Origin of the sequence: Actinomadura fulvescens, from assembly GCF_039533225.1 — a bacterium.
Taxonomy (GTDB): Bacteria; Actinomycetota; Actinomycetes; order Streptosporangiales; family Streptosporangiaceae; genus Spirillospora; species Spirillospora fulvescens.
Map to the genome: position 1 here is coordinate 1,158,241 of NZ_BAAATD010000002.1, position 8,180 is coordinate 1,166,420.

Annotated in this window: 6 protein-coding genes; 4 read left to right on the forward strand and 2 right to left on the reverse strand. The window is 69.6% G+C overall.

All coding sequences use genetic code 11. The annotated features are described in order from the left end of the window. Nucleotides 1-86 precede the first annotated feature (86 nt). Genes ABD333_RS11925 through ABD333_RS11935 form a run of 3 tightly spaced genes read left to right on the forward strand, consistent with a single transcriptional unit; the run spans nt 87 to nt 3,913 of the window. On the forward strand, nt 87-2,252 hold the full coding sequence (locus ABD333_RS11925) for a sensor histidine kinase (protein WP_344540422.1): 2,166 nt from the start codon (nt 87-89) through the stop codon (nt 2,250-2,252). 31 nt (nt 2,253-2,283) lie between these two features. Next, entirely contained in the window at nt 2,284-2,658 is a 375-nt protein-coding gene (locus ABD333_RS11930) for a DUF742 domain-containing protein (RefSeq protein WP_344540424.1), read from the forward strand. Beyond that, entirely contained in the window at nt 2,639-3,913 is a 1,275-nt protein-coding gene (locus ABD333_RS11935) for an ABC transporter substrate-binding protein (protein ID WP_344540426.1), read from the forward strand. The genes ABD333_RS11930 and ABD333_RS11935 overlap by 20 nt, the downstream gene beginning before the upstream one ends. A gap of 7 nt (nt 3,914-3,920) precedes the next feature. Here the strand turns inward: ABD333_RS11935 and ABD333_RS11940 are convergent, their stop codons facing one another. Beyond that, on the reverse strand, nt 3,921-5,177 hold the full coding sequence (locus ABD333_RS11940; RefSeq protein WP_344540428.1) for a TIGR02679 family protein: 1,257 nt from the start codon (nt 5,175-5,177) through the stop codon (nt 3,921-3,923). Then, entirely contained in the window at nt 5,174-6,319 is a 1,146-nt protein-coding gene (locus ABD333_RS11945) for an SbcC/MukB-like Walker B domain-containing protein (RefSeq protein ID WP_344540430.1), read from the reverse strand. The genes ABD333_RS11940 and ABD333_RS11945 overlap by 4 nt, the downstream gene beginning before the upstream one ends. A gap of 36 nt (nt 6,320-6,355) precedes the next feature. Here ABD333_RS11945 and ABD333_RS11950 point away from each other — a divergent pair, with 36 nt between their 5' ends. Beyond that, nucleotides 6,356-7,015 (forward strand): hypothetical protein, encoded by a 660-nt coding sequence (locus tag ABD333_RS11950; protein WP_344540432.1) that lies wholly within the window; start codon nt 6,356-6,358, stop codon nt 7,013-7,015. Nucleotides 7,016-8,180: the final 1,165 nt, after the last annotated feature.

Here is an 8,180-nt window from a genome sequence, read left to right on the forward strand (position 1 = left end):
GAGGAGTAATCTGCCGGGTCTGATGTGACCCATGTCATACCGTTCACATCGGCTTCCATGATCTTCGCCGGGGACACGAGGGCCGGATGACCACACGAGCGCATTCGATCCAAACAAAGATCATCATTCTGCTGATCGCGCCGGTCACGGCGTTGGTGGTGCTCTGGGCGTACGCCGCGACGGTCACGCTGCGCGACAGCCTCCGGCTGGTCCGGGCCGAGACGTTCGACAGCAAGGTGGTCGTGCCCACGACCGACCTGATCGCGGCCCTGCAGGACGAGCGGCGGATGTCGGTGGCGCATCTCGGCGACGACGCCACGATCGGCCGGGCCGGGCTGGACGCGCAGCGCGCCAAGACCAACCGCGTCTCCGTGGTCTTCCGCGCGTCCGCGAGCGACGGGGACGTCCGCGGCGCCATCACGGGCGCCGCCTGGCGGCAGATGGGCACGGTCGTGCGGCTGCTCGAACGGCTCGACGGCCTGCGGGGGTCGGTCGACCGGGAGGACATCGACCGGCCGCTGGCGTTCGAACGGTTCAACGAGCTGATCGACCAGGCCGCGGTGATCTTCGACGAGGTGTATCCGGACGATCGCGACCTCGTCCGGGACGCCCGGGTGCTCGTCGCCCTGGACCGTGCCCGCGAGAACCTCGCCCGCGAGGACGCGCTGGTGACCGGGGCGCTCGCCGCGGGCAAGCTGACCGAAATCGAGTACCTGCAGTTCATGCGGACGGTCGGCGCGCACCGTTTCCTGTTCGAGGAGGCCGCGCGGTCGCTGCCCGCGCAGGCCCAGGTGCGCTACCGGCAGATCGTCACCGGCAAGGAGCACGCGCGCTTCCGCCAGCTCGAAGACCGCATGATGGAACAGGGACGCACCGGCAAACGCCCGCCGGTGGACGTCGGCGCGTGGCGTACGGCCACCGAGTCGGTCAGCGCGCAGCTGGCCGGTCTCACCTCCGACCTGCGCGCCCGCAACACCCAGGAGGCCAAGGACCAGGCGACCGGCGTGCTCGTCCGGCTGGCGCTGGCGGGCGGCCTGGGACTGATCGCGGTCGCCATCTCGCTCGCCGTCGCGTTCCGCGTCGGCCGCCGGCTGATCCGGGAGAGCCGCAGCGTCGCCGCCGCGATGCACGCGTTCACCAGCGAACGGCTCCCGCGCATCAGCGAGCTCGCGCGCACCGGCCAGGAGGTCACCGACGACGCGCCCGCCGCCGACTTCACGATCAGCGAGATCAACCAGATCGACAGCGCGTTCACCGAGGCCCGCCGCGCGGTCGTGCGCGCGGGCGCCAGCGAGGCGATGGCACACCAGCGGCTCGGCGAGATCCTCATCAACCTTGCGCGCCGTAACCAGGCGCTGCTGCAGCGGCTGCTGCGCATGCTGGAGACCATGCAGCGGCACGTCGAGGATCCCGACCAGCTGGAACGGCTGTACGAGCTCGACCACATCGCGACCCGCATGCGCCGTCACGCCGAGGGCCTGGTCATCCTGTCCGGCCGGCCCGCCGGGCGGACCTGGCGGCGTCCGGTCCGCCTCATCGACGTGGCCCGCGCCGCGACCGCCGAGGTCGAGGACTACACGCGCGTCGAGGTGGTCTCGATGCCCCGGGTCGCCATCCACGGCCGGGCCGTCGCCGACGTCATCCACCTGCTGGCCGAACTGATCGAGAACGCGCTCGCGTTCTCCCCGTCGGAGACGAAGGTGCGGGTGACCGGCCAGGACGCCGCCCACGGCTTCGTCTTCGAGATCGAGGACCGCGGCCTCGGCATCGCGCCCGAGACCCTGGCCGAGATCAACGAACGGCTCCGCAAGCCCTCGGCCCTCGACTTCCACGACAGCGCCCGCCTCGGCTTCTCCGTGGTGACCCGGCTCGCCGAACGGCACGGCATCAAGGTCACGCTGCGCGGCTCCCCGTACGGCGGCGTGCTCGCCATCGTCCTGATCCCCGGCAACCTCATCGCCGAGGCCACCGTCGGCGCCCTGCCCGGCGGGCCGGAACCGGCGGCCGACACCCCGCCGGGCGCCACGGTCGTGGCCCATCCGGCGACCAGGGAGAAGTCCGCGGCCCCGCTCCCGAGCCGCCGGCGGCAGGCGAACCTGGCCCCGCAGCTTCGCCGGGACCCGGAGCCTCCGCCCAGCGACGCCGAGCCGCCGTCTCCCGAACGATCCCGGTCGCTCATGACGGCCATGCAGCGGGGCTGGCAGCGCGGCCGGGCCGAGGGGGAGACCGGCGGGGCGGAGAACGATGAGTGAACGGCGCGACGGCCGAGCGGTGAGGTGACACATGGCCGGCCCGGAAGACGAACTGTGGGTCGATGACGAGGCGGGACCGGTCGTCCGCCCGTTCGCCGTGGCCCGGGGACGGACGCGGCACGCGCACAAGGGGCTCGACCTCATCGCGGTGGTGGTGACCGCCGAGGTCCCCATGCCCGACCCCCGCACCCTCGCCCCCGAGGACGAGGCGATCCTGGAGCTTTGCGTCGTCCCCCAATCCGTCGCGGACGTCGCCGCCGCTCTCACGCTGCCGCTAGGGCTCGTGCGCGTGCTGCTGAGCGACCTCTCCGACCGCGGCCTGATCGGAATCCGCCGCCCCGCCACGGCCGGCCTTCCCGACCAACGTCTACTCAAGGAAGTGATCGATGGACTCCGTGCGCTCTAGGATCAAGGCCCTGGCCGGCGCCGCGCTCCTCACGGCGGCGCTCACCGGCTGCGCCGGGTCGTCGGACGCGCACGTCGGCCCGGGAGTGACCGAGGAGCCCTGCCCGAACGCGGTCAACAAGGACAACGGCTGCATCTACCTCGGCATCGTCTCCGACCTCACCAGCGGCCCGTTCAAGGCCCTCGGCGCGCCCATGACCACCGCCGAGCAGAAGTTCTGGCAGCGCGTGAACCAGCAGGGCGGCATCAAGGGCTACGACATCGACGTCGTCACCTACGTCCGCGACAACCGCTACGACATCGAGGTGCACCGCCGCGCCTTCAACGAGATCAAGGGCAAGGTCCTCGCCATGGCCCAGACCCTCGGCTCCCCGATGACCGACGCGATCCTGCCCGACCTCCGCTCGAACAAGATGATCGCGGTCCCCGCGTCGTGGAGCTCCAAGTGGGAGGCCGAGGACGTCATCCTCGAATCGGGCGCCAGCTACTGCTTCGAGTCGATGAACGCCATCGACTACGTCGCCCAGCGCACCACGCTCAAGAAGGTCATGGCCGTCCACTACCCGGGCGACTACGGCGCCGACGCCGCCGCCGGCGCCGAGATCGGCGCCCGCGCCCACAACCTCTCCTTCACCGCCCTGGAGACCCCCCAGAACGACCCGCGCGACGCCGTCGAGGCGATCGTCGCGCAGAAGCCGGACCTGGTCATCGTCACCACCGGCCCCGCCGACGCCGCGGCCATCGTGGGCGAATCGACCTCCCGCGGCTACACGGGCCGCTTCTTCGGCTCCAACCCCACCTGGGACAAGTCCCTGCTCAAGAACGCCGCCACCCGGGCCCTCAAGTCGCGCTACCTCCAGACCGCCCCCTGGAAGCCCTTCGCCACCGACTCCCCGGGCCACACCGCCATGCGCGCCGCCCTGGGCTCGGTCGACCCCAACGACAACTACACCTCGGGCTGGGTCACGTCCTACCCCCTCAAGACCGTCCTCGAAAAGGCCGCCGCCAACAAGGCCCTGACCCGCGAAGGCCTCCTGGAAGCCCTCAAGCAGACGACCGTGGTCGACTACGAGGGCATGCTCCCGAGCGCCGCCGGAAACTTCTCCGGCGACGCCAACACCTCAGCCTTCCGCCAGTCCGTCATCAACCGCCCCGACGAACGCGAGTTCACCGGCCTCAAAGTCATCAGCGACTTCTTCTCGGGCCCCACCGCGAGATCCCACCGCTTCACCGGCACCTGCCCCCAAACCAAGTAACCGCCGCTCACTGAAGGTCGGCCAAGAGAAGCTCCAGCGCTGACTCCTCCTGGACAGCGACATTCAGTGCCCTCATCGCGGCGGCGAGCTCGGGATCCCAGCTCGCCTCCACTGCGCTGCCCGCAAGCGCCTGCAATGGAGTACCCCGGTCGCGCGCGGAGGCGACATGGTCCTCGTAGTCCGCGGCGCCCATACGCCACGGACGCGCGTCGTAGCGAGCGATCATCCGGTTCGCCATGGCGACGCCCGGCCAGTCGAAGTCACCGCGATAAGCGAAGCGGGCCCCGGCGCCGGACAGCGCGTCAAGCAAGGTCAGCACCGTGGTGGTCGGGCTGCCTGAAGCGCACACGATGGGCATGGAGCATCCCGTGTCCGCGGCCGCCTCCACGATCCGGGGATTTTCGCAGACGTGGACCTCGATATCCGGAGGCAGCCGCCACGTCATGCGGTGCAGATCGCGAAGGGTGAGATGTGTTTCCGCTCCCGCCTCGCTGCGTTCGCGCAAGCCGCGTTCCTGCCAGGTGCCACCGACCGGACGCAGCCCGAACGTCAGGACGGTGCTCGACACACGGTCGGTGGCGATGCCCGCCGTCTCCCACAGTGCACGCCGCGTCCACGCGTCCTGGGGAGGCTCGACCTCATGGAGCCGGGCCAGGGCTCGCAGGACGATGCGCGAGAGCAGAGTGTCATCGTCGAGTCCGTGAGCGGTGCCGGTGATCTGCTCGGCGAGCTCGCCGCGTCCTCGACGCGCGGGCCCGGCGTTCCGCGCGGTCAGTGCGGCAACGACCTCGACCGCCTGCACGATGAGTCGCGCCGCACGGTCCGGCGCCAGCCGGGTCAGGGCTCCGCTGCGACGTGTCTCCGTCAGCCATGGGTTCGCCCAGTCGGTCAGATCCAGCCCATGACGCGTCAGGGCCTGTTCTGCCGCGCTCCAGATCGCCTGAGCGGCTTCGCGGCGTGCGTTCCGCAGGGCGGGACGGTTCGCCGGCGGCCCGCGTAGCTCGGCGACCACGTCGACGAGACCTTGTTCGGCTGCCCCCGAGACAAGCCGCTCCTCCAGATCCTCCAGCGAGATGGAGATCGAGCTGCCGGCGAGGGGGCGACCCAGCAGGAGGCTGAGCGCCTCACGCTCTTCGGCATCCACCCCGGTCAGCCGAATCCTTCCGCGAGCCTCAAGGCCGTTGCGTTCGAGCCGTTCGTGCAAACGGTCCCAGAGCCGGGTGAGTGCGGGCTGGTCGAGCCAGGCGCGGGTCTGCGCCCTCACACGCTCACCAGATGCTTGCGCTGACCGTCCCATGTGAAGTGGACGGTCGCGACGCCGCGGACGTGCGGATCTCGCAGGCATTCGTAGATGTGCAGGCTCGGCACGGTGGGAAAACAGCCCCACAGCCGTTCACTGGTGATGATGAAATCGAGGTCCAGGTCGACCAGCAGCCCCAGCAACCGTCCATGGGTGGGCTCGTCGACCTTGGCGAACGCGTCGTCCAGCAGAATCAGCCGCGGCGCGTTCGGCGCCGCTTCGGCAACGGACGAGAAATGTGCGGCCGCGGTGGCGAACAGCACCAGATACGAGACCACGCGCTGCTCGCCCTGGCTGAGGGCGGTGCGGTGGCTCAGCACCCGCTCTCGTTCGGGATGGGCGCTGTCGGTCACCTTCACCTTGAACGCGAACCACGTCCTGTAGTCCAGAGCCGTCCTGAGATGCAACGCGTATCCGGCGGAGGGGTCGGTGAGCCGAGCCTCTTCTATCCTCCGCCGTAGCGCGTCCCGCAACTGTGCGGACTGGTCTCGTGTGCGCAGTGCCGAGGGATGACGGAGCAGTGCCACGGCCGCTCTGATATCCGCGTCGCTTCCGGTGGCCAGCTCCCAGACCAGCCGCGCCCCGATGCCGTGTGACGACCGAACCTGGTCGAGCGTGGCGTTCATCCTCTCGATGAGCGTGTGGGCGGCCAAGACCTGGCGGGACAGATGATCGCCGAGTTCGCCCAGCAGGTAACGCTCGAAGACCTCCTGTTCACGGTTCGACAGGTGAAGCCGTGCCTCGGCGGCGGCCGCCCGGAGGCGCGCCCCGACCACGGCGACATCATGCGCGCCGGTGTCGTCGTGGAGTGTGAAGCGTTTGACTCCGTCGATCTCGTCGATCTCGGAGTCGTAGCCGCCCGCCAGGCCGTCGCGCAGTTCCTCACCGCGACGCAGGATGAGCGTGTCGCTGACATCGGCCGAAGGAGAGCCGAGCCGTTCGCCGATGTCGTCGGCGAGGGTGCGGAGCGCGGTGATGCGGACGCGGACGTCGCCGTCCTGCGCCTCGTCGTAGGCGTGCAGAGCTTCTTCAAGGGTGCCGAGCTCCCCGGCGAGAGCCAGGCCGGGCAGGCCCAGCGGCCGGCGGAGGCGCACGCCGCCGGACACCACCGCTTCTTCCTGTTCGGCCAGTCTCTCCAAAGCTTGGGAGCGCTCGACATCGGCGCGGACGCGGCTCTCGCGACCGCGGACCTGGGGATCATCTGCGGGTGGGTCGCTTACGACCACGGCGACCAGGCGCTGACCCGCCGCCTCTACAGCGAGGCGCAGCTGCTGGCCGGCAGCAGCGGCGACGCTGAACTGCAGGTGCACGTCCTGGTCAACATGGCCATGCAATCGAATCATCTGGCGAGCCTTGCCACCCAAGCGGGCAGCGCCGCCGGCTTCGCCCGCGAGGGCCTGCGCCTGGCCGATCAGGCGGGCGACATCGCCCCGGCACGAGCCCTCGCGACGGCTGCACGCGAGTACGACGAAGTTCCCGGCGGTCACGAAGTCGGATACATCGAGTGGATCGACTACCGCTCGACTGCTGAGCTCCCTATGTTTCCGCCGATCGGACCTGCACTAGCCGCCCTCTCGAGTCCATACGCTGCTGTCACCAGCGCAGCGTTGCCGCAGTCACCGACGACAACTACACGTGAGTGTGACAGTCCGCCTGAAGGGTTTGTGGCACTGATCGCCTCGGCCAGGGACTGGCGCCAGGGCGTTGATCGGGTCGCACCCTGCGGCGAAGCCGGTGATGCGGCCGGCCCTCGACACGGCCGACTGTGGGGAGATGAGGGCAACGGCGACGCCGTTGAGTAGTGGCAGCGGTCATCGGCCAGGAGGAACTGCGGCCACGGTCCCCGCGGCGCCGCTGTGGGCGGCGCCGCGGGGAGGGTTCCCGGTCCGGCCTGCCGGGAGTCTTGGTGTGGCTAGCTGATGGTTAGCCAGGTCTACACGCGAGCGGGTCACCAGGACGACGTTGGCGATCGTGGGGGCGTCGGGCACCGACAAGCGTCTAGCCCATCGGGGACCGCGCTGGTCAATGTCGTGCAGCCTGCGCCGCCGTAACGCTCCCACCAATAGCCGGCCTGTCCTGCCGCGGTGCAATATCGCGCCGATACGACGAACCAGCAGGCTGCCGTGTGCTGCCTGCGTGGTCGTCGGCTGGCGATGCGGTGAGATATCGCCCGCTGTGCATGGGCCGCGCAGGGGAATTGCGTCCGGGGGCCAGGTCGTGAGGTGACCGGTTGCGTGGTCAGGGGTCAACTCCTGAGGTGGGGAACAGTTCGGCTCAGTTCGGCTGACTGTAAAGTCCGCGTGTCACCAGGCGTGTCACCACGCCTGCGGGCGTCAGGAACTCTGGCGAGTTCCGAGTCTCTTGCCGCGGCATATGGACGGTGCTGCACGCGCTTCGACGGAGACCCGGCGGTCTGGTCAGCGGCCCGCCGCCCCGCATCACGACATGACGAGCTTCAAGGGCGATCCTTGACGTGCGATCGCCTAGGGCGATGTTCGGTGACACGGCCAGTGACACATCGTTCCTAGCGTTGCCTCGTTCCGAACATGCGCAGGTTGTGGATGTGTCGACGACCGCTGCGCGTGTCGACATCGATCAGGGGAGGCGATTGCAATGCCGACACCGATTGCTCGACGGCGCCGTCGCGTCATGACGGCGGCGTCGCTGCTGACGCTCACGCTCGGTCTGGCGGCCTGCGGCTCTGATGGCAAGGGCGCGGCCGACGGCGGGGTCTCAAGTGCCCCAGCGGTCATCACTCCCGGCAACCCCAACCCGGCCCCTCACGCCGGCGCCACCTCACCCGAGGTCGGGTCTCTCTCGCCTGTCCAGAAAAAGGCTTAGGGTGTGGTTCGTTTTGAAGGAGAAGCCTGATCACGCGGTGAGGTCGTACTCATCCTGGCGGCGCGTGTGGTGAACACGGTGGTGTTCTTGGGCGAGGTGGTGGCGCCAGTAGGCCAAGAAGTGGCC

Excerpts from the sequence above, each read along its gene's own strand:
- ABD333_RS11925 (WP_344540422.1), top strand. The coding sequence starts at position 87 with ATGACCACACGAGCGCATTCGATCCAAACAAAGATCATCATTCTGCTG.
- ABD333_RS11930 (WP_344540424.1), top strand. The coding sequence starts at position 2,284 with ATGGCCGGCCCGGAAGACGAACTGTGGGTCGATGACGAGGCGGGACCG.
- ABD333_RS11935 (WP_344540426.1), top strand. The coding sequence starts at position 2,639 with ATGGACTCCGTGCGCTCTAGGATCAAGGCCCTGGCCGGCGCCGCGCTC.